The organism is Paenibacillus macerans, assembly GCF_050565405.1.
GTDB lineage: Bacteria > Bacillota > Bacilli > Paenibacillales > Paenibacillaceae > Fontibacillus > Fontibacillus macerans_B.
Map to the genome: position 1 here is coordinate 17,826 of NZ_JBNYYG010000052.1, position 20,139 is coordinate 37,964.

Below are 20,139 nucleotides of genomic sequence, written 5' to 3' on the forward strand. Positions count from 1 at the left end.
TCACACCCCTTTAAACACGTTAAAATCCGGTCTGACCCGGGACATATTGATCATTTTGTCGATTTGCATCTTCCCATCCCGCAAAAAAGCGAATTCCATGCTCGTCTCCCGATTTTCCCATTCGTCCGGAGGACGGCTGATCGTTTCGGCGATTCGCAGCTGTGTCGGCGACAAATAGGAAGCCGCGATCACCGATTTCTCGTTGCCCGCAAATCCCGCATGCGCCATGCCCCGCAGCGCGCCGAGGATCAGGATATCGCCGGTACAGCAGATGGTTCCTCCCGGATTGACGTCGCCGATAAACAGCAAGTTCCCCTCATGATGAAGGACCTGTCCGGAACGGACAATGCCCGCCATCGTTGTCAAAGCGTCCTCCGCGTTTCCCCGGGAAATTTCCGGCATTTCGAAAGAGCGGACGAGCAGATTGCCTTTTTGCTTCAATATATCAAGGATCATTTCCTTCTGATCTTCGGTCACGAGCCGCATTCCCAGCTTCACGTCGACATGGATGATCGGGCCGGTAAGTATGTTTTGGTGGCTAAACTCCAATTTATACTTCAGTTCCTCCAGAAGACTTGAAAAATCGCATTTGTCGTCCAGCAGGAAAACCAGGCCATCTTTAACGCCTTTTATCGTCACGTGGTTGGATTTCACTGTCATTAGCCTGTCCCTCCCTCCTAATCAATTCGTGCAGGAGCGGGCAAGTTCCTGCTTGCGACAAGGAAAAGTACGCGGGAACTCAAGCATTCTCCTCGGGGGAACGTCTTCGGGTCATGATCTCCAGTTGGCGGCGCAACGGCACGTAAATAGCCAGGGCAAACACGAACTGCACGAAAACATTGGGAATGATATGATTTTTCAGCGCCCAGGTATACGGTTGATGCGTCAGCTCGAAAAGCGAATAGGTGCCGAACAAAATCGAATCCAGCAGCAAGCTGCCGATCAGGACGATAATCATCATCAGCGGAAGCGGCGCCCGCTGGGAACGGGACAATAAGCCGAGCAAATAACAGGATAAGCCCATCGCAAAAGAATACGCCCCGATGAGCGCTCCATAAAATACGATATCATGAAGCAGGCCAAAGACCAGGCCGAGGATAAGTCCCGTGTGCCGGTTTTCATAAACCGAAAAATAGAGAATGACGACATATACCAGATGGGGGGTAATGCGCGTTTGCCACGCCTCCGGGACCAGCCAGGGGACGATCGTTCCTTCCAGAATGAACAGCACGAACAGCAGCAGGATCAAAATATATTTACGCTTCTTCACTCGCCTTCACCTTCCGGTTGGAACACGATGAACAGTTCTTTCCAGTCCGTGAAGCTGGCGGCAGGTTCTACCGTTGCCGTGTACGTAAGTCCGTATTCACCAACTTGGATATCCTTGACCGTACCGATGACCATCCCGCGCGGGAATACGCCGCCGATCCCGGAAGACACGATCAAATCCCCTTCCTTAAGCGGATTGGCATCCTCGATCCGCGTCATCAGGAACATGTTCTGTTCCTGGTCAAACGTCTCGATCATGCCGAACACGTCGTTCTCCTTGCCTTGCGCCGTAACGGCAATCCCGTTCGAATTCGGGTCTTTGGCGTCCATCGAGGTAGCCAGCCGAACGGTGGACGTAAAGTTGCTGACATGGCTGACGACGCCAACCAAGCCTTTTTCGGAAGTCACGGCCATGCCTTCCTTCACGCCTTCCCGAGCTCCAAGATTGACCACGATCGTCCGGTTCACGGGATCATCGTTGACGCTGACCACCTGCGCGATTTTCCAAGTATAATCGTAAAGCTCTTCTTGCGCCTTCGTAAAACTGAGCATCTTATGCAAACGTTCGTTTTCCTGAGCGATCCAATTATAAGTGGCCTTGTCGCGGGTATAGTGAGCCAGCGCGATTTTCAGCTGCTCGTTCTCCTCCTGGAGCGCCTGGAGGTTCGAAATATCTTCAAACAAGCCCGCTACATAGCTAGCGGGCTTGTAAAACACGTATTGAACGAAACCAACCGTGTCTTTGACGAATTTCTCCGGCCAGGATAAGGCATTTCTCGGACCAAGCGTGAATCCCATCACCGCGATAAATAAAATAAGTCCCATCAACAAAATAAACAATCTTTTGTTGCCAAGCAGCTTAAACAGTTTTAGCACCCTCCAACCTTACTTATTTCTTAGAAAAAAGCGGCATTGGCCGCCCTATTAGAGGTTGTTCACTGACTTTTGAACTTAAACTTATAGTACTGCCTCTTATAGGACGGCGCCGCTTTATCATCAGGGGTGCCTTCATCCATGCGAAATTATCGTTTGGAACGAAGGGCTGAACTACTTTTCGATTTGAATAAATGGATATTGTCCAAGGCCCGACCCGTACCGATGGCCACGCAGTCGAGCGGATTCTCCGCCACGATGACCGGCATGCCGGTTTCGCTGGCCAGAAGCTTATCCAAATTGCGCAGCAGCGCTCCGCCGCCGGTCAATACGATGCCCCGATCCATGATATCCGCGGCGAGTTCCGGCGGACATTTCTCCAAGGTCACCTTGACGGCGTCGACGATCGCTCCGACCGTATCGCTGAGCGCGTCGGAGATTTCGTCCGAGGTGATCGTGATCGTCTTCGGCAAACCCGATACGAGATCGCGCCCGCGGATTTCCATGGTCTCTACCTGTTCCAGCGCCAACGCTGAACCGATATCCATTTTAAGCTGTTCGGAGGTTCTTTCGCCGATCATAAGATTATATTGGCGTTTGATATATTGGATGATGGCTTCATCCATTTCGTCGCCGGCTACCCGCACGGATTTGCTCGTGACGATGCCGCCCAGCGAAATCACCGCGACCTCCGTCGTGCCGCCGCCGATATCGACGACCATGCTTCCGGTAGGTTCCCATACCGGCAAATCGGCGCCGATCGCCGCAGCAAAAGGCTCCTCGATCGTATAAGCTTCGCGCGCGCCCGCCTGCTTGGTGGCGTCCTCCACCGCCCGCTGCTCGACCGCCGTAATCCCCGACGGCACGCAAACCATCACGTTCGGGTGGCGTTGGAACAGCGAACGCTGCTTCTGGGCCTGGCTGATAAAATATTTAATCATCGTTGCAGTCGTGTCGAAATCGGCGATGACCCCATCCTTCATCGGACGAATCGCCCGAATGTTGCCTGGCGTTCTCCCGATCATCTTCTTTGCGGATTCGCCAACGGCGACGATATTCTTCGTATCGGTATGGATTGCTACCACCGATGGTTCTCTGACAATGATGCCTTTGCCTCGCGTATATACCAGCGTATTCGCCGTTCCCAAATCGATTCCCAAGTCTTTCGTAAAACCACCCAACATGCTGCTTCTTCCTTTCCTTCTGTATCTAAACTATTATATTAGAGGTAGTTCAAAAAGTCATCTTTTGATCCGATTCAAGTCAAGAATGCTAAAACCTGACTTTTTTGAACACGCACTGTTACATCAAGCCCTGCTCCTTTAAACTGACGAACTTCCCATCGCCGATCACGATGTGGTCCAGCACGTCGATGCCGACAATCTCCCCCGCTTCGCAAAGCCTGCGGGTCATTCGGATATCTTCCGGGCTTGGCGTCGGATCCCCGCTCGGATGATTGTGGGCGCAGACGACGGAAGCGCTGCTGCATTTGATCGCGGCGCGGAACACCTCGCGCGGATGCACGATCGAAGCGTTAAGGCTTCCGATGGAAAGCGTCTCTTGAGCAATGATATGATTTTTCGTATTCAAAAAGAGACAAACGAAATGCTCTTTTTGCAAATAACGCATCTGCTCCATTAACAGCTCGGCCGCATTATGCGGACTGCGGATCACTTCGGAGTCCGGCAGCCTTGTTTTGGCCAGCCGCTGTCCCAGCTCGATCCCCGCTTTAAGCTGAATGGCTTTGGCAGGGCCGATACCCTTCAATTGAATCAACTCGTCCAGGCTAAGGTCAACCAAACCGCGAAGCCCGCCTATGCCGGACAGCATCCGCTGCGCCATATGGATCGCCGATTCCTGCCGCGTTCCCGTTCGGAGCAAAATCGCCAGCAGCTCGGCATGGCTAAGCGCGCCCGCCCCGTATTTCATCATTCTTTCCCTTGGCCGTTCTTCAACTGGAAGATCCCGCAGCATATAAGGAATTTGTTCCATCGTTATACCTCGCTTCCGAATGTTTTGGGCTAGAGCCGGCTTACCCGGCTTTGCCTGCAAAATAGTTCGGAAGGATATGCTTTATCACTTCCCGAATTTTGGATGACGTATGCGGCGCCTCCGCAACTTAAAGCACATGAAGCCCGAAATCGTCCAGCATGTCCACAAGCAGCGATAAAGGCAAGCCTACGACATTAAAATAACAGCCCTCAATTCCCGTTACGATCGTTGCCCCTAGGCCTTGAATGGCGTAAGCCCCCGCCTTGTCCAACCCTTCGCCGCTTCGGGCATAGGCCTGAATCCGTTCCTCGGACAGTGCTTTCATCGTCACGATCGTCGAACGGAAGTCGATCTTTCTTCTTCCGGTCAAAGCATCCACGCAAGCAACGCCAGTAAATACGGTATGGCTGCGCCCCTGCAAGCTACGGAGCATGTCCGCCGCTTCCCGTTCGTCCTGCGGTTTGCCAAGCACATCCCCGTCTCTGACGACAATCGTGTCGCTTCCGACAATGACCCCGTTCCGCTCCGCAGTTTCCAGCGCATGATAGACGGCGTCCGCTTTACGTCCGGCAAGCTCCATCACGATTTGCTCGGGCGTCCACGTTTCCGGCGTCGATTCGTCGGCATGGCTGGGAACGACATCAAACGGAATATGTAAGGATGCGATCAATTCACGCCTGCGGGGCGAAGTTGATGCAAGAATGATCCGGCGCAAATCCGATGATTCCAATGACGCGACTCTCCTTTGTAAAGACGATTTCATGGCACGAATGGTTACATCCGGCTTCTGACAATTTTTGACGTTTTTGAACAATCTCAATAAATACTAAGAAGAAACGGTATTCCGTCATGGCTGTCGGCTCCGTTTCCAGTCTGCGGGAATCGACAGCGGATCGCTGTCAACCTCGCCATTTTTTGACACTAACCTATTATATGATTATTTGAGCCTTGGGTGCAAACACAAAAAAGACAGGGGAAACTTTTTCCAGTTCCCTGTCTTCGGTACCGGCTCATGCCGCCTTATACCCCGCCGTTTACCAGCGATTGCTCGGCCATGATAAAGCGCATCATTTCGTTTTGCACTTCCCAAAGCAGCGTTTTCGCGCCGCTTTTATTGTATTCACCCATCGCTTCCACGGCCCCGTTGATCGCCTTCTCCATTTCGCTGGCATAGGGCTCCTGGGACGCCGACCATTTGCCTCGGATCGCCGATGCGCTTTCCGTCCATAATTGGTGCCTTAGCCCTAATTGCCCAAGCTCATCGGCGCTTTTCGTCTTTGGTTCCGCAGCGGTTAACAGCGAAGCGGAAGCCGAGCTGAGCATACTGACGAGTTCGGCGCTTTGCGTCATAAACCCTTCTACCGCCTCCGGCTCTCCGGTAAATTCGACATCGGCCGAAGCCGGAATGGAGATTTCATGCAGGATCAGATGTACCCCGGCAGCCTTCAATTGGCCGCTAAGCAGCTTGGACTGTTCCCGATCCGTCGAAACCCCGGCATACACCCGCTTCTCATCGACGGTATCCCGGGCCGTAGCGATCCCCGAAGCCTGCAGCTCCTGCTGTGCCAATTGGACGCCTTGCGCCGTACTGAACACCCCGTATTGCAGAAAATAGTACGTTTGCTCCGGCAGTCGAATGCTGATTCGCGGCACGTTTTCCTCCGGAAGGCCCGCTTCCTCGCTGATCTCTCCCATGGCCGGAAGGCTGGCCGATTGTCCCGAATCGCTCTGCTTCGGAACGCCGATGCCTGGGAGCGGAAGCTCGATTTCCTGATTAAACAGGGAAAGCACGACAAAGCCGAACAACGCGCCGGTGACGATCGCTCCGGTCAAAGAACCGGCCACCTTCCACCAGGATGTCCGGTTGGGGCGGGAATAATAGGGAGAATGCCCCATCGTCTCCGCCGTCATGTCATACACGGGGCCGTTATCTCCATGTCTCCCCCCGTCCTCGTACCAAACATCCCTTTCGTTCCGTTCCTCGTACTCTTCGTTACGCTGCTCGAACCCCGCTTCCCGCTCCGGGAATCGGCTCCTCTGCTCACGTCCTCCCGGAAAAACGGCGAGCCCCATGCCCGTATGATCCGTAAAAGGATCGCCCCACTCCTGGGCGGTCTCTACAACGCGATAACGCGAAGTCGTATCCAGGAGGGACTGAGCTGCCTCCGGTTGTTCTCCTTGGGTCTCCGGATGCCCAAAAGCTTCTTGTTGTTTAGGTCGGATTTCCCGGCCCTCACCGTCAAACCGGAATGTCATCTTGGCTTTGTTCACGGTCCGCACGCTCCTTGTCCATTCTTCTAACTTACCATATGAACAAAGGCGAACTTATATGCCAAGCCAACCTCGAGCCCGGACCGGCATCAAGAAAAGGAGCCCCCTTATAAAGCAGGCAAAAAAGCCGCCCAGGGTTTCAATTACCCAAGGGCGGCTTTTCATGCAAAGCCCGCTTAAACTCGCAAATCGCGGCGATGCTCGTCGATTAGCTGGACAGTCCTTTAGCCAGCTCATAGCCTACTTTATAAATATCGCCCGCGCCCATCGTGAGCACGAGGTCCCCCGGCAGAAGCCGGTTCTGCAAATCGGCGATCACGTCCTGCTTGGTCGGCAAATACCTTGCCCCGGCATTGCTGTTCTCCTTGATCAGGTCCACCAGCTTGGAGGAATGCACGCCTTCGATCGCTTTTTCCCCCGCCGGAGAATAAATGTCGGTGATAATCACTTCATCCGCTTCCCCAAACGCCCGGCTGAACGCATCCAGCAGGAAGTAGGTCCGCGTATAGCGCTGCGGCTGGAACACGGCGATGATCCGCTTCCCGGTCGCCTTGGCTGCCGCAATCGTCGCCTGGATTTCCGTCGGGTGATGGGCATAATCATCGATGATCAGGATGCCATTCGTTTCGTCCAGCACCTGAAAACGTCGTTTCGCGCCATGGAAATGCGGCAATGCCCTGGCGATATCGGCAAAAGGAATGCCGGCCTCCAAGCAGACGATTACCGTTGCCATCGCATTATACATATTATGTCTGCCGGGAACGGACAGCTCCACGGATCCCAGTTCCAGATCTCCACGCTTCATTTTGAAGCTTACGTAGCGGTCTCCCAGCTTAATATCGTGCGCCGTATAGTCGCATGCCGTATCGATGCCGTACGTGATGGCCCGGCACTGCAGCTTGGGCAGCAGCTCCCGCACATTGCGGTCGTCGCCGCAGACTACCGCTTTTCCGTCCGGCTTCACCTGGTTCAGGAACTGCACGTAAGCTTCCTTCAAGCGACCGAAGTCGCCGCCGTAATTCTCCAGATGATCCGCTTCAATATTGGTTACGACGCCAAGCGACGGGTGATATTGCAGGAACGAGCCGTCGCTTTCGTCCGCTTCGGCCACCACGCATTTCCCTTGGCCCGCCTTGGCGTTGGTTCCCATGTCCATGATTTCGCCGCCGATGATGTAAGTCGGGTCTGTCCCGCAAAGCTCCATCACGAGCGCAATCATTGACGAGGTAGTCGTTTTTCCGTGCGCCCCGGCAACGGCGACGCCGGTTCGTTCGTTCAGCAACCGGGCCAGCATCTGAGAGCGGTGCAGGATCGGAATTCCCTGTTCCTGCGCTTCGATGCGCTCCACGTTATCCTGCGGCAGCGCCGTGGAGTAAACGACCAGGTCCGCTCCGTGCACGTGCTCGGCCGTATGTCCGATGTAAATCTTCGCCCCTTTGGCGGCCAGCTTCTCCGTCAACTCCTGGGAAGCTACGTCCGATCCCGTGACGGTATAGCCCATTTCCAGCATGACCCGGGCAATGGCGCTCATGCCATAACCTCCGATGCCGATAAAATGTACATGTTGTTCCGTAGTATTCAACAAAATGGTCACCAGCCTTTTTCAGAATCGGTTTGATGCAAAAGGGCTCCCCGCACGTCCGATATCAAATACAGCGTGCCCGTTACTACCCCAAGATCTTCCCGTTCCGTCCGTGACTCCAAAAGCGAAAGGGCCTTTCTCCAGTCACGTTCTACGATGATTTCCAAATCCGCTTTCGCTTCCGTTCCCTTAAGTTCAGCCACGAGATCGTACAACGCCTCGGCATCCATTTTTCGGCGAAAATCGGGCTCGGTCAGAATAAGCGTATCCACTATTGGTAATATATGCTTGAAGTAGCCGTGATGATGCTTATTGGCCAGCATCCCCATCATCAAATGCAGCTTGCGGAAGCCGTATATTTCGGGCAAGCTTTGGGCCAGCGAAGCGGCGCCTTCCGGATTATGCGCGCCGTCCAGCACCAAGCGCGGCTCTTCCTTGACCAATTCCAGCCGCCCGGCCCAAAACGTGGTGCGGAATCCGTCCAGCACCTGCTCATCGTCCAGCATGAAAGCCATGTATTGCCGAAGCACCTCCAGCACCATCATGGCTCCGGCGGCATTTTTGCATTGATGCTCGCCCAGCATTCGGGTCGTCAGGTTGATTTCGCGAAAAGGTCCCTCGAACCGCATCAACTGCTCTTTTTCGCTTACGTGCAAGCGGTCGTAACGAAACTGCTCTCCCAGCAAATACAAGGAGGCATGATTCGCCTGAGCGGCATCCTTCATGACGGCGATTGCCTCGGGCTGCTCCACGCAGCTGACGACGGGAACGCCGGGTTTGATGATGCCCGCTTTTTCGCGAGCGATTAGTTCGATGGTATCGCCCAGCACGTCCATATGATCGTACCCGATATTCGTGATCAAAGAAACGATCGGCGTCACGATATTGGTAACATCCATCCTTCCCCCAAGCCCGGTCTCCCATACCACGACATCAGGGTAACACACTTCGGCAAAATACAATATCGCAATCGCCGTGCTCACCTCGAACATGGTTGGAGACCCGATGTCGGTATCGGCCATCTCGAGCACCAACGGGGCAATTCGGTTGGTCAATTCCAGCAACGTCCCTTCCGGGATGTCCTCTTCATCGAATTGGAACCGGTTGGTGAATTTCGTGATATACGGGGACGTAAACGTCCCCACGCGATACCCGCATTCCCGCAGCGTCCGGGTTAAAAAGGCGCATGAGGAGCCTTTTCCGTTCGTTCCGGCGACATGAATAAACTTCAGCCTACGCTCCGGATGGCCGAGCCGCTCCATTAACCGCTCGATCCGATCCAATCCCGGCCGGATGCCAAAGGTCAGCAGCCCGTTGATCCAATCCACCGCTTCCGCATAGCTGCCAAGCGGCTGCCGCTGTATTTCTTCGTCTGTTCGATCCCCCATAACCGTCACCTTCATCAATTTTGTTTTACAGTTCAGCCTTTCAATTCTGCGATCCGGGCCAAAACCTTGTCGCGTTTCTCGGCATAATCCGCCATCTTGGCGCGTTCTTCCTCGATCACCTTTGCCGGAGCCTTGGCCACGAAACCTTCGTTGGCCAGCTTCTTCTCCACGCGTTCGACTTCCTTGTTCAGGTTGTCGAGCTCTTTGGAGAGCCGTTCGATTTCCTGGCCGATGTCGATCAACCCCGACAACGGCAGGAACAGCTCGGCTCCGGTCACGATCGCGGTCATCGCTTTATCCGGCACGGCAATCGTCAACGAAGCTTCGTACTCCGAAGTGTTGCAGAAACGGCGAATGTAATGCTCGTTGCGGGCCAACACCTCCAGAACTTCGGCGCTGCCCGGCTTGATCACCAATTCGACCTTCTTGCTCATCGGCACGTTGACTTCGGCGCGAATGTTCCGCACGGCGCGAATGACGTCGATCAGCAGGTTCATTTCCTGAACGGCGTCCGGCGCCTCCAAGGCCGCATCGTACTCCGGCCAAGCCGCCAGCGTGATCGTATCGCCATGATGCGGCAAATGCTGCCATATTTCCTCGGAAATAAACGGCATGAACGGATGGATCATGCGCAGCGTACGGTCGAGCACGTAGGCAAGCACGGACTGGGTTTTCTTCCTGGCCGCGGCATCTTCTCCATAGAAAGACAGCTTGGCGAATTCGATGTACCAGTCGCACAAATCATCCCAAATGAAATTGTACAGCAACCGTCCGGTTTCCCCGAATTCATACGCATCGATCAGACGGGTAATTTCCTTCGCCGTTTCGTTGAAGCGGTGCAAAATCCAGCGGTCGGACGTCGACAAGCCGCCGCTGATATCAATATCGTCGTACGTCACGCCTTCCAAATTCATCAGCGCAAACCTCGAAGCGTTCCAAATCTTGTTGGCGAAGTTGCGAGCCTGTTCCACGCGTTCCCAGCGGAAGCGCAAATCTTGCCCCGGCGTGCTGCTCGTGGAAATCATGTAACGCATCGCATCCGCGCCGTATTTATCGATGACCTCGAGCGGGTCGACGCCGTTCCCCAACGATTTGGACATTTTGCGCCCTTCGCTGTCGCGGACGAGGCCGTGCATCAGCACGTCTTTAAACGGAATTCCGCCGGTAAACTCCAGTGACTGGAAGATCATCCGCGCCACCCAGAAATAGATGATATCGTATCCGGTCACGAGCACGTCCGTCGGAAAATAACGTTTGAAATCCGCGTTGTTCTCGTCCGGCCAACCCAGCGTCGAGAACGGCCACAGGGCCGAGCTGAACCAGGTGTCGAGCACGTCCTCGTCCTGTTTGAGATCATCGCGCCCCAGCTTGGCGCGTGCTTCCTCCTCGCTGCGCGCCACGACCATTTCCCCGGTCGCTTCGGAGTACCAAGCCGGAATGCGGTGTCCCCACCAGAGCTGCCGGGAAATACACCAATCGCGTACGTTTTCGATCCAGTGCAAATATGTTTTCTCGAAGCGGTCCGGCACGAAATTGACGCCTTTGCCCGACTGTTGCGCATCGATCGCCGCATCGGCCAGCGGCTTCATTTTGACGAACCACTGCGTCGACAAATACGGCTCGACCACCGCGCCGGTGCGCTCGCTATGGCCAACCTGGTGCACGTGATCCTCGATTTTGATCAGGACGCCCATTTCCTGCAAATCCTTAACGATCTGTTTGCGGCATTCGCTGCGGTCCAGACCCTTGTACTTGCCGGCTTCCCCGTTCATGGTTTCGTCCATGACGTTGATTTGCGGCAGATCGTGTCGAAGCCCGACCTCGAAGTCGTTCGGATCGTGGGCCGGCGTAATCTTCACGGCGCCGCTGCCGAATTCCTTCTCGACGTATTCATCGGCGATGATCGGGATTTCCCGGTCCACGATCGGCAGCCGCAGCGTTTTGCCGATCAGATGGCGATAGCGCTCATCCTCCGGATGAACCGCCACGGCGGTATCACCGAGCATCGTTTCCGGCCGGGTCGTCGCTACGGTGATCGAACCGCTGCCGTCGCTGAGCGGGTACTGCAGATGGTACAAATGCCCGTTAACTTCTTTGTATTCAACCTCGATATCGGACAACGCCGTGCGGGCGGCCGGATCCCAGTTGATGATATATTTCCCGCGGTAAATCAAGCCTTTCTCATACAGCTTGACGAACACCTCGCGAACGGCTTCCGACAGGCCTTCGTCCAACGTAAAGCGCTCGCGCGAAAAATCGAGGGAAAAGCCCATTTTGGCCCATTGCTCGTGAATCGTGGCCGCGTATTGGTCCTTCCACTCCCAGACCTTATCGAGAAACTTCTCGCGTCCCAGATCGTAGCGGGTCACGCCTTGCTCGCGCAGCTTCTGCTCCACCTTGGTTTGCGTGGCGATTCCGGCATGGTCGGAGCCCGGCAGCCACAAGGCGTCGAACCCTTGCATGCGTTTCGTCCGCGTCAAAATATCCTGCAGCGTAAAATCGAGCGCATGCCCGATATGCAGCATGCCGGTGACGTTCGGCGGCGGAATCACGATCGTATAGGGCTTGGCGTCCGGGCGCTGACCGGCCTTAAAAAAGCCGCCTTCCATCCAGTAACGGTACCATTTCTGTTCCGCCGATTTCGGATCGTATGTCGTCGGCATTTCCGTCGACGCGTGTTGACCTTGATTTTCTGTCATCCCATTCAACCTCCGTTACAAATAAGCATAGCCTTGGCAATCAAAAGATAATCGTGCTCAGCGGGTGGCCCTTATTTCGGCTTGCCTGCTGCAGAAAATAAAAAAAGCCTTTCGTCTCAAAGGACGAAAGGCTTTACTTTCGCGGTACCACCTTTGTTTCGCAAACTTGCGCCTACGTTCCAAAGGGGAACGGAGCGCATGAATTTACGACACTCACGCAGATAACGGCTGCTTCCGGTCCGTTCTAACAGTCCAAAAGCTGCTCAAACGAACGACTCCCGGGCGACTTCGGCGAGCTACATGTCCTGCGGAATCTCTCAGCGATCCAATTCCGCTCTCTGAAGGGTTCACTGCCTACTCTTCCCATTCCAAGTCTTTGCCATAGATCATTTTGCTTTAATCTATATTATCATAACTTGGAAAGGAACGGGAGTCAATAATAAGCCCCTCAAACGGGCATGTTTCCTAAGGAATGTACAGGATTTGCCCTTCGGCCAAATGATGTTCCGACAACCGGTTGTATAATTGCAGTTCCCGCGAGCTCAAATGGTATCGTTGGGCGATATCGTCCAGCGTCTCTTCCCGTTGAACGATGACCAGCCTTACTTTGCGAAACGGCGTTTGATCCTCGCGGCTGTTGATGAACAGGTTCTTCCACCGCAACTCTTCGCCGTCTGCGGTTTCCGAGCCGTCGAACCCCGCAAGGGAATCCTCGAAATCCTCCAGAGGCTCCGGGGAAATCCGCGAGGAGGAGATCAGCTTGGTCAATCCGAAGCTTTCCCTATCCTCCGCCTCGTTGCTTTTTTTGCTGCCGAGCGCGATTTTCATTTCCTTTTTCTCTTCAGGTTGGGCATTCGGCGGGTTGTCGGCCTCGATCCCTTCGACGTTCTCCAGCTCGGAGGACAACTCGCCGACAGCTTCATGAGGCGAGGCTGTTCCTGCTTCGTTGGCGTCGTACGAGGTTGGCGCCTGATCGGCCGATTCCTCCAACGTTTCGCTGAATCGCTCGATCTGCTGGGATTCGGCAAACGGGCGAAGCTCCCCTTTGAACCAGGCATGGCTGTCCTGATCTTCCGGCGAGTTCAATGGCTCCTCCGCCGGAGATGCTTCGTATTCCTTGTCCGCCCATGAACCAGGCTCCTGAAACGCCGACACGTCCTCGGTCCAGGTCAGGACCTCTTCCTGCTCGTCCGCACTTCGTTTCTGGACCGACAGCAGCTCCTCCGGGAATGACTGCCACGGGGTAAATTGCGGCACCTGAAGGCTTGGAGGCTCCTCCGTCTCCAGAACTCCTTGAGGCTCCGGCGATTCCCAAGCGAACGGAGACTGGGAACGGACCTCCTCCTCAAGCTGCGGCAAGGCCACTGTTTCTTCCGCTTCCCGTTCCTCGCCGCGGATGTCCGGAACGACGTGCGCCGTCGTAAATTCCCGGTCTTTCCAGCTATCGTTTTCGGGCAGCAAAGAGGAGGTTTCCACCCCTTGCAGCGACAGCACCCCCGTAATGTTCAAGCTTCTCGAACTGAGCAGGTCCACGTCGAAATTTTCGATTTCGACTGTGATATCCTCCAACCGATTGACCCGGCTAAGCGGTATCGTAATCTCCACGGGAATCCAGTGCTCCAGATCCCGCGTCTCCCCGTCCCCCCGATATAGGCCCGATAACAGCAAATGACCGCGCAGCGCGGCATATTCCTCCCCGGGAACCACTTGGATTTTGGGGAAGAGCTCGATTTCCTCCAGCTCCTCAATGCCGATCACATCTTCCGATAGATGTACGCGTTCGTAAATATCAAATCGAAGACCATAGGATTGATCAGCCAAAACGCTACCTCCTTTCAGCATATCCAAACATGATTTAGCATCCATTGCCAATGATCCAAAATCACCCTCGTTTTTATCTATATGCTTCAAAAAGGAGTGCATGCCAGCTTTTTGCCTAGGCCGAGATACGAGCCCGGTTATGAGGCCAAGAATGCCGTAAAGTTCATCATGTTAATTGTTCATATAGCCTTTGCAAGGCAGACGGCCAGGGATCCGTAAGATCAACCGGTTCTCCGGTCAGCGGATGGGGAAGAACAAGCCGTTCCCCATGCAGCGCTTGATGAGGCAGCCATTTCGCGTTGCCTCCATACAAGGCGTCGCCGATCAGCGGGTGTCCCTCAGCGCTTAGGTGAACGCGGATTTGATGCGTCCGGCCGGTTTCCAGCGTGAGCCGGACTAAGCTCGCTTCATGTCGCGGAAAAACCTCCAGCCGTTCCACGCGCGTCACCGCCGGCTTGCCGCCGGGAGAAACCCGCCGGCGCCGGTTATGGTGGCGGTCCCGGCCGATCGGCCGGTCGATCACCTTCAGCTCGGGGCTGACGATCCCCTTCACGAACGCGACGTACGTCCGGCCGATCTCCTTGCGGCTCATCGCGTCGTCCAGTTTCAATTGGGCGTATTCGTTTTTGGCAAACAACACCGGACCCGACGTATATTCGTCGAGCCGATGAATATGCGCCGCGGCAACCGGCTCCCCGCGCCCGGCAAACAGCCCGGCGACCCGGCTTGCCAGCGTGTCCTGCGGCGCTGCATGCAAGTGCGGACCAGGAGCCCCGCCGGAGCCTTCCGGATGTACCTTTACGCCGGCCGGCTTATGTACGACGAGGCAAAAATCATCCTCGTATAAAACATCAAGCTCCGCATCAAGCGGAGCGTATTGCGAAACCCGGGGCGGAAACGCCCGCAGCCGAATGCGGTCTCCCGCGAGCTTGATGCCGTCCTCCGCCTGCAGCTTGCGGATCAGCTTGGGGGGAGCGCCAAGGCTCCCCTCCAGCCAGGCCAACGCCGCCGCCAGCCGGTCTTGGCCTTCCGCCAGCGGCAACCGGCCCGGCATCAGCTCCAGCCATTCGCCGCGCCGTGCGGACGCCGCCGGCCGGCTCACAGCTTCTGCAGCGCCAGACGATGCGCTTCGATCGTTAGCTCGATATCCTCTTCGGTATGCACGCCCGAAACGAACATGCCTTCGAATTGCGAAGGCGCCACGTTGATGCCCTGTTCGAGCAGCGCGGCGAAATAACGGCGGAACAAATCGAGGTCGCTGGTTTTGGCCGTATCGTAGTTAATGACTTTCTCTTCGGTAAAAAACGGGCAAACCATTGAACCTATGCGATTGATCGTGCAGGGAATTCCCCGCTCCTTCGCGTTCCGTTCAAATCCGGCTGCCAGCTTCGCCGACAGGCGCTCCAACCGCTCGTACACTTCCGGCGTGAGCAGCGACAGCGTCGTGAAGCCCGCGATCATCGCCAGCGGGTTGCCGCTCAGCGTTCCCGCCTGATAAATCGGCCCGCTCGGGGCGATTCGCTCCATGATCTCGCGTTTGCCGCCATACGCCCCCACCGGCAGTCCGCCGCCGATCACTTTGCCGAGGCAAGTCAAATCCGGCGTGATCCCGAAGAGACCCTGCGCACAATTCCGATGCACGCGGAAGCCCGTCATGACCTCGTCAAAAATCAGCAGGCTGCCGTTTTGCTCCGTGATTTTGCGGAGGCCCTCCAGGAATCCCGGCAACGGCGGCACGACGCCCATGTTGCCGGCCACCGGCTCCACGATGACGCCGGCGATCTCCTCGCCAAAGCGCTGAAAAGCCAGCTCCACCGACGCCAAATCGTTGTACGGCACCGCGATCGTATTCGCCGCAACGCCCTCCGGCACGCCGGGGCTGTCCGGCAATCCCAACGTGGCCACGCCGGACCCCGCCTTGATGAGCAGACTGTCGGCATGGCCGTGGTAGGAGCCTTCGAATTTCATGATTTTGCTGCGGCCGGTATATCCGCGGGCCAGCCGAATCGCGCTCATCGTCGCTTCCGTTCCCGAGTTGACCATCCGCACGACGTCGATCGACGGTACCCGGTCCGCCACCAGATTGGCCATTTCCGTCTCCAGCAGGGTCGGCGCGCCGAAGCTGGTTCCTTTGGCCGCCGTTTCCTGCAGCGCCTGGACCACGTCCGGATGGGCATGGCCCATGATTAACGGCCCCCAGGAGCCTACATAATCGATAAAGCTGTTGCCGTCGATATCGTATACCCGGGATCCGATCCCATGGTCGATGTACATCGGCGTCAGGCCCACGGATTTATATGCCCGGACCGGGCTGTTCACGCCGCCGGGCAGTACCTTCTTCGCTTCCTCAAAAGCCTGTCGCGACCGTTCTTCGCCGCGCCGCCCTAATGAATCCTTCATTTCGATAACTCCTCCTTCGCTCGATTCGCTTTGCAAGGCAAGCTTATTGCCGCTCGCGCAGCCAACGAGCCATATCCTTGGCAAAATACGTGATAATGATGTCCGCGCCGGCCCGTTTCATGCCCAGCAGCATTTCCGTTACGATCGCGCGCTCGTTGATCCAGCCTTGACGGGCCGCCGCTTTGACCATCGAATATTCGCCGCTCACGTTATAGGCGACCAGCGGCAGATCGAACTGATCGCGCAGCATGCGCAGGATGTCCATGAAGGCAAGCGCCGGTTTGACCATCAGCATGTCCGCGCCTTCCATCACGTCCGATTCCGCTTCCCGCAGCGCCTCGCGGGCATTGGCCGGGTCCATTTGGTACGTCTTGCGGTCGCCGAACTGCGGCGCCGAATCCGCCGCTTCGCGGAACGGTCCGTAGAAAGCCGAAGCGTATTTGACGGAATACGACATGATCGGCACATGGCTAAAGCCGGCTTCGTCGAGTCCGGAACGGATCGCCTGCACGAATCCGTCCATCATATTGGACGGGGCGATGATATCAGCTCCCGCCCGGGCTTGCGAAACGGCGGTTTTAACCAACAGCTCGAGCGATTCGTCGTTCAGGACGTCGCCGCATACATGCCCGTCCCGTTCGTAAGTATGTACCACGCCGCAATGGCCGTGATCGGTAAATTCGCAAAGGCAGGTATCGGCGATGACCAGCAAATCGGGATAACGCGATTTAATGATTCGCGTCGCCTCCTGGACGATGCCGCCTTCCACGAACGCGGAAGTGCCCACGCTGTCTTTGGTTTCCGGAATGCCGAACAGCAGCACGGCCGGAATGCCCAGATCGACGATTTCTTTGACTTCCTCCTCCAGCGTATCCAGCGAGAAATGAAATACGCCGGGCATCGAATTGATTTCGTTCTTCACGCCGCTTCCGTAGGCCACGAAAATCGGCTGGACGAAATCGTCCACGGTCAGCACGGTCTCGCGCACCATGCCGCGGATGGCGACCGATTGACGCAAACGGCGATGTCTTACTGCGGGAAAATTCATGTTATTAACCTCCTGTATATGACACGGGGGATGCCCCGTGTAAAAAATGCTATCTCTTGCCGGTCCTGTTCACCGGGCTTTTGTTCGCTTTACGCTTATGCCTTGGGCGCGGTTCGCGCCTTCCAATCGCATAACGCCCGAATCAGGCTGTCGATCGTCGCTTCTTCGGCGAGGATCGATACCTTAAGGCCCGCGGCCGCGGCCGTCTTCGCCGTCACCGGCCCGATGCAGGCGATTTCCGTCCCCTGCAGCGCCGCAGCCGGATCCGCGACCCCCATGCCGGCCAGCGCGGCCAGCAGGTTCGTGACCGTCGAAGAGCTGGTAAAGGTCACGACATGAATGCGGCCTTTCTCGAGCATTTTCAGCAGCTCGTCGTCCGCTTCGCCTGCCGGAACCGTACGGTACATCATCGCTTCGGTCACGGCAAGCCCCCTCTCACGCAGGGCCTCGGGCAACCAAGCCCGGGCGAGATCGCCTCGCGGCAGCAGCACCTGCTGCCCGGCCAACAGCTCGGGGCCAAACGCCGCCATCAGCCCTTCGGCCTGGAAGCTGCCCGGCAGTCCTTCGGCCGCTATGCCGCGTTCCCGCAGGGCCGCTTGCGTCGCCGGCCCCACGGCGGCGATCCGCGCTTGGTGCAGCCCTCGCACGTCCTTCCCCAGTCTCTGCAGGTGCCGGAAGAAATACTCGACCCCGTTGACGCTCGTAAAAAACACCCAATCATATCGCTCCAACCGCTCCAACGACATGTCGGTGTCCGATAAATCATTGCCCTCCGGCATCACGATGTCGATCACCGGGAATTCGTACGGCTCGCCGCCGAGCTCCTCGATGCCGCGGACCAGCTCGCTCGCTTGCGAACGGGTGCGGGTGACGAGGATCCGCTTGCCGAACAGAGGCAGCGACTCCGCCCACTTGAGTTGCTCGCGTTGGTTCACGACTTCGCCGACGACGATCACCGCCGGAGGTTTGAAGTCGGCAGCCTGAACCTTAGCCTCGATATCGGCCAGCGTGCCGGTCAACGTCTCCTGCTCCGCGCGGGTTCCCCAGCGAATCAAGGCCACCGGCGTTTCCGGCGGACGCCCGTAATGGACCAGCTGCTTGCTGATATAGCCGATGTTGGCTACGCCCATCATAAACACCAGCGTCCCCGTGGCGTTCGTCACTTTTTCCCAATTGATCGACAGATCCAGCTTATCCGGGCTTTCATGCCCCGTAATGATCGACAAGGAAGAAGCCAGATCCCGATGCGTCACGGGAATCCCGGCATAAGCGGGCACCGAAATAGCCGCGGTAATCCCCGGCACGATTTCATAGGATATCCCGTGTTGCCGCAGCAGATCCGCTTCCTCGCCCACGCGTCCGAAGATCGTCGGATCCCCGCCTTTCAGCCGGACCACCGTCTTGCCCGTCAGCGCCAAATCGACCAGCAGTTGATTGATATCCTCCTGCTTCATCGTGTGCCGGTCGGTCCGTTTACCAACGTAAATTTTCTCCGCGCCGGGCTTGGCCTTCCTCAAAAGATTCGGATTGGCCAAACGGTCGTAAACGATTACGTCGCCTTTCTCGATGCAATCGAGCCCCTTGAGCGTAATCAACCGCGCATCGCCGGGACCCGCTCCGACCAGATATACTTTACCCGCCATCCCGTTCACTCCCCGGCTTCCTGTAATAAAGCGGCCGCGCCCATGGAAATCAATCGGCCGGCTACCTGCTCGCCGAGCTCGGAAGGATCGTCCCCGGCCGCGCTTTCCTTCAAGATCGTCGAACCGTCCGGCGAGCCGACCATCCCCGTTAAAATCAAACGTTGCCGCAAACGCCCGTCCTCTTGCTGCCCCTTCCCGGCTTCTTCGACATCCCGACCGGTCGGCGCCAATGTGGCATAGGCTCCGATCGGCACTTGGCAGCCTCCGTTCAGCACGCCGAGGAAACGGCGCTCCGCCGCTACGGTCAACGCCGTTTCCGGATCGTTGTAGAGCGACAACAGCCGGCGCACCTCCGCGTCATCCTCCCGGCACTCGATGCCCAGCGCCCCCTGGCCGACGGCCGGCAAACAGATCTCCGCCGGAAGAAAAGCCGTGATCCGGTGTTCCCAGCCCATCCGGTATAACCCCGCGGCTGCCAAAATGATCGCGTCGAAGCCCTCTTCCTCCAGCTTGCGCAGCCGGGAATCGATATTGCCGCGGATCGGCTCCAGCACGAGATCCGGGCGATAGGCGCGAAGCTGGCTCGCGCGCCGCAGGCTGCTCGTGCCGACCTTGGCGCCCTGCGGCAGCTCGTCGAGGCTCTTGCCGCTTCGCGAAATGAGCGCGTCCCGCGGATCAACCCGCCGCGGCACCGCCCCGTTTATCAAGCCGTCCGGCAGTACGGACGGCATATCCTTCATGCTATGTACCGCCAGATCGATCTCGCCGTCCAGCATCGCTTGTTCGATTTCTTTGACGAACAGCCCTTTGCCGCCCACTTTGGACAAGGTGACATCCAGGATCCGGTCCCCTTTGGTGACGATCTTGCGAATCTCAAAATCAAACGGCAGCCCGTGAGCTTGGCATAGCGCTTTTAAATCGTCAATCACTTGCCCGGTCTGCGTTAACGCCAGTTGGCTTTGTCTGGTTCCCACCACAATCGTACGCTTCGTCATTCCCATTCCTCCGTGTGCTCCTCGATCCAGGCGGCCATCGCCGCTTCGCTCCACGGGCGGAAGCTCCCCTCCCGGATCGAAGTCAATATATCGGTCTCGGCCAATCTGCGGAATAACCGTTTCCGCTTGCCGGGATTCGTAACGTTATTCTTGATAAA

Annotated in this window: 16 protein-coding genes and 1 other annotated feature; all 16 genes read right to left on the bottom strand. The window is 56.6% G+C overall.

The features are described 5' to 3' along the window. Complete coding sequence (gene minC / locus ACQ4N8_RS22320) at positions 1-660, bottom strand: septum site-determining protein MinC (protein WP_430706551.1); 660 nt, start codon at positions 658-660, stop codon at positions 1-3. Between the two features lie 79 nt (positions 661-739). After that, complete coding sequence (gene mreD, locus ACQ4N8_RS22325) at positions 740-1,270, bottom strand: rod shape-determining protein MreD (RefSeq protein ID WP_430706552.1); 531 nt, start codon at positions 1,268-1,270, stop codon at positions 740-742. Further along, positions 1,267-2,145, bottom strand: coding sequence for a rod shape-determining protein MreC (mreC, locus tag ACQ4N8_RS22330; RefSeq protein ID WP_430706553.1), 879 nt, complete (start codon positions 2,143-2,145; stop codon positions 1,267-1,269). The genes mreD and mreC overlap by 4 nt, the downstream gene beginning before the upstream one ends. Before the next feature lie 146 nt (positions 2,146-2,291). Continuing rightward, positions 2,292-3,326 carry a rod shape-determining protein gene (locus tag ACQ4N8_RS22335; RefSeq protein ID WP_430706554.1) on the bottom strand — a complete coding sequence of 345 codons (1,035 nt, stop codon included), beginning with the start codon at positions 3,324-3,326 and terminating at the stop codon, positions 2,292-2,294. Positions 3,327-3,444: 118 nt separating this feature from the next. Then, positions 3,445-4,134: a RadC family protein gene (gene radC, locus ACQ4N8_RS22340; RefSeq protein WP_430706555.1), complete on the bottom strand. Its 690-nt coding sequence runs from the start codon at positions 4,132-4,134 to the stop codon at positions 3,445-3,447. 127 nt (positions 4,135-4,261) lie between these two features. Continuing rightward, entirely contained in the window at positions 4,262-4,864 is a 603-nt protein-coding gene (locus tag ACQ4N8_RS22345) for a Maf family protein (RefSeq protein WP_430706556.1), read from the bottom strand. A gap of 290 nt (positions 4,865-5,154) precedes the next feature. Continuing rightward, positions 5,155-6,405, bottom strand: a complete 1,251-nt coding sequence (locus ACQ4N8_RS22350) for an SPOR domain-containing protein (RefSeq protein WP_430706557.1) — start codon at positions 6,403-6,405, stop codon at positions 5,155-5,157. Between the two features lie 208 nt (positions 6,406-6,613). Then, positions 6,614-7,936 (bottom strand): UDP-N-acetylmuramate--L-alanine ligase, encoded by a 1,323-nt coding sequence (gene murC / locus ACQ4N8_RS22355; protein WP_430706558.1) that lies wholly within the window; start codon positions 7,934-7,936, stop codon positions 6,614-6,616. Between the two features lie 59 nt (positions 7,937-7,995). Next, the gene (locus ACQ4N8_RS22360) at positions 7,996-9,375 is read right to left on the bottom strand and encodes a bifunctional folylpolyglutamate synthase/dihydrofolate synthase (protein WP_430706559.1); all 1,380 of its coding nucleotides are present in this window, start codon (positions 9,373-9,375) and stop codon (positions 7,996-7,998) included. Positions 9,376-9,407: 32 nt separating this feature from the next. Next, positions 9,408-12,074, bottom strand: coding sequence for a valine--tRNA ligase (locus ACQ4N8_RS22365; protein ID WP_430706560.1), 2,667 nt, complete (start codon positions 12,072-12,074; stop codon positions 9,408-9,410). Between the two features lie 116 nt (positions 12,075-12,190). After that, positions 12,191-12,454 (bottom strand) — a binding site (T-box leader). Positions 12,455-12,539: 85 nt separating this feature from the next. Continuing rightward, positions 12,540-13,895 carry a LysM peptidoglycan-binding domain-containing protein gene (locus ACQ4N8_RS22370; RefSeq protein WP_430706561.1) on the bottom strand — a complete coding sequence of 452 codons (1,356 nt, stop codon included), beginning with the start codon at positions 13,893-13,895 and terminating at the stop codon, positions 12,540-12,542. A gap of 166 nt (positions 13,896-14,061) precedes the next feature. After that, positions 14,062-14,997, bottom strand: coding sequence for an RluA family pseudouridine synthase (locus ACQ4N8_RS22375; RefSeq protein ID WP_430706562.1), 936 nt, complete (start codon positions 14,995-14,997; stop codon positions 14,062-14,064). Beyond that, positions 14,994-16,295, bottom strand: coding sequence for a glutamate-1-semialdehyde 2,1-aminomutase (hemL, locus tag ACQ4N8_RS22380; RefSeq protein ID WP_430706563.1), 1,302 nt, complete (start codon positions 16,293-16,295; stop codon positions 14,994-14,996). The genes ACQ4N8_RS22375 and hemL overlap by 4 nt, the downstream gene beginning before the upstream one ends. 43 nt (positions 16,296-16,338) lie before the next feature. Beyond that, positions 16,339-17,343 (bottom strand): porphobilinogen synthase, encoded by a 1,005-nt coding sequence (gene hemB, locus ACQ4N8_RS22385; protein WP_430706564.1) that lies wholly within the window; start codon positions 17,341-17,343, stop codon positions 16,339-16,341. A gap of 95 nt (positions 17,344-17,438) precedes the next feature. Further along, positions 17,439-18,986, bottom strand: coding sequence for a uroporphyrinogen-III C-methyltransferase (gene cobA / locus ACQ4N8_RS22390; RefSeq protein WP_430706565.1), 1,548 nt, complete (start codon positions 18,984-18,986; stop codon positions 17,439-17,441). Positions 18,987-18,991: 5 nt separating this feature from the next. Next, positions 18,992-19,981, bottom strand: coding sequence for a hydroxymethylbilane synthase (gene hemC / locus ACQ4N8_RS22395; RefSeq protein WP_430706566.1), 990 nt, complete (start codon positions 19,979-19,981; stop codon positions 18,992-18,994). Between the last annotated feature and the right edge of the window lie 158 nt (positions 19,982-20,139).